Raw genomic sequence first — 1,936 nt, 5'->3', positions numbered from 1 at the left:
TTATTGGGCGGTTAGTAAAGCATCTGTGTTTATGACAGGTGCCGTGTGTTTCAGTTGATGTACCCCTTGGGCGCGCCGGCAATCACTGTCTCAAAACTCGCCAGCTTCGCTGCCGGGTTAAGCGCAAGCCCAATTACGGGGGCCATATCCGCAGGACCGTAGCCCTGTGCACCCGGGTAGTACGTCTGATTGGGCGTGAAAGTGCCCCAGCCCGCATCCGCACCGGTCAGAATCGCCGCATCCAGCACATGCCCGTAATTAGCATAATACGCTGTGAGATCCGCCATCCATCCAATCGCTGACGCGTTCCGGAGATACCGCAAACCAAGGGCGACACCTTCAGAAGACTGCGCACCCGTCGTGACCACCAGACGGTGAGGATGTCCTACGCCGCCGACAATGAGACTGTTACGGCTCGCGTAATGCCCTATGTCGATATCCGCGTACACCCCAAAAGCTACCTCCCCAAACGGTTTCGCGCTGCTGAACGTCCAATGCGTGACGTGAAAACTCGTCCCCTGTACCATCCCGGACTGCGAAAGCCAGTAAATCACCCCGTTGTCCCCGTGGAACCGTCCCGAGGAGGTTGTGGAGCCGTCCGTAAGCTTTCGGGCATGCTGCGTGATCGCAGTCCGATCCAGAGTCAGCGTGTCACTCCTCACCCTCACCAGTACATCCGCTTCGTGCATTGCGGAGACTCCGTTCAGCTCGATACGTTTCGGCTCTCCCGCATCTCCGATCTCAACAGCAATGCCATCCCGGGGCGTGCTGCATACGCTATCCACCGCGATTACGGGGTTAGCAAATGCAAGGCCTACAAGGCCAGCGACAATGTATCTCATTTCAGTTTCCTCTCTGTTCTCGAAAAGATAAGGGCCGTTATTGGGCGGTTAATAAATTGTCCGCGGCTCATGTATCACCGCCTGACTTCATCCGCAGATCGTAGCCACGCTGCAAATTGAGCCAGTATTCTTTGCTGGTTTCGAACGTGTATGCCAGATAATACGCAACTATCGGGGTGATATCACACTGACCCTGGAGAAGGCTCCTCGTGTATTCCGGGGATTTCCCCAAGTGAGCCGCAAGCTCAGCAATGGACATACTCCGGGGTTTCATATAGTACTCCCGTAACAGCTCCCCCGGGTGCTTTACTTCAAGGCACAACTTCCTCTCAGCATCCCCGCGTATCCCCCATAAATCTTCTGTGATTTCCGACCAGGGGAGGCAGCGATACATCCTGAGAGGTTCTTCCCCGGGTTTCCAGTCTGGGTGCTTCCCCAACTCCAGAACATAAATCGGTACGCGTTGGGAACCCACAGCAAAGTGAGCTTCAGCCTCTAACTGCGCGTCTTTCAGCGTAGTAGCACTGCATTCAATAGGCCGGGGGTCTGTCTGTTTTGCCATGTAATATTTCATTTCAGTTTCTCCTAATATCTAACTTCGTAATCCACGTAGAGCCCATTCTGATCCTTAAAATATCCCAGCTTCGGAAGTGTCACCGAACGGCAGGGCATACCCGACACTGCCAGCATTTTCTCGATCCTGTAACACGCATCTTCCATGCAGGCATACTCTCCAATAGCGCTCGCGTAGATCCTTACTTCCTCCATCCGGTAATCCTTTATCTCATCCATCCGGTAATCCTGTGGTTCCTCCCGACTGGATGGGAGAAGTGACCGTCTCATAACATGAACATCGAACCGAAGCCCTTCAGGCACTGAGATCGGTTTCACAACTAGGGGCTCAGACAGCCAGGAAAGTACCTTGGTCAGGACTTCGTACACCGCGCGCGGTGTACCCCGGTCATCGCGCATTGCTATACACTGGTCTTTACTTACCCGGTGCGTGCGAACGTAGATCGGGTTGATCGGCTTAAAGTCAAATCGCTGTCGTGCCACAATATTCCAGGAGGGGGAATCCTCATAGCTATCGAAAA

Annotated in this window: 3 protein-coding genes; all 3 read right to left on the bottom strand. The window is 53.9% G+C overall.

The genetic code is table 11. The annotated features are described in order from the left end of the window. Positions 1 to 50: 50 nt before the first annotated feature. Positions 51 to 842 (bottom strand): hypothetical protein, encoded by a 792-nt coding sequence (locus ACOCD2_RS18070; protein ID WP_419625862.1) that lies wholly within the window; start codon positions 840 to 842, stop codon positions 51 to 53. Between the two features lie 67 nt (positions 843 to 909). Beyond that, complete coding sequence (locus ACOCD2_RS18065; protein ID WP_419625861.1) at positions 910 to 1,416, bottom strand: HigA family addiction module antitoxin; 507 nt, start codon at positions 1,414 to 1,416, stop codon at positions 910 to 912. A gap of 11 nt (positions 1,417 to 1,427) precedes the next feature. After that, positions 1,428 to 1,936, bottom strand: a 509-nt coding sequence (locus ACOCD2_RS18060) for a hypothetical protein (RefSeq protein ID WP_419625859.1), incomplete at its 5' end; no start/stop codon positions are given.

This window comes from Thiolapillus sp., assembly GCF_048562965.1.
Taxonomy (GTDB): Bacteria; Pseudomonadota; Gammaproteobacteria; order Chromatiales; family Chromatiaceae; genus Thiolapillus; species Thiolapillus brandeum_A.
Note: the sequence above shows the minus strand (reverse complement) of the source record. Positions and strands in the feature narration are given on the sequence as shown.

What these genes read in the sequence shown, in the direction of transcription:
- ACOCD2_RS18070 (WP_419625862.1), bottom strand. Translation starts at nt 842, where the DNA reads ATGAGATACATTGTCGCTGGCCTTGTAGGCCTTGCATTTGCTAACCCC.
- ACOCD2_RS18065 (WP_419625861.1), bottom strand. Translation starts at nt 1,416, where the DNA reads ATGAAATATTACATGGCAAAACAGACAGACCCCCGGCCTATTGAATGC.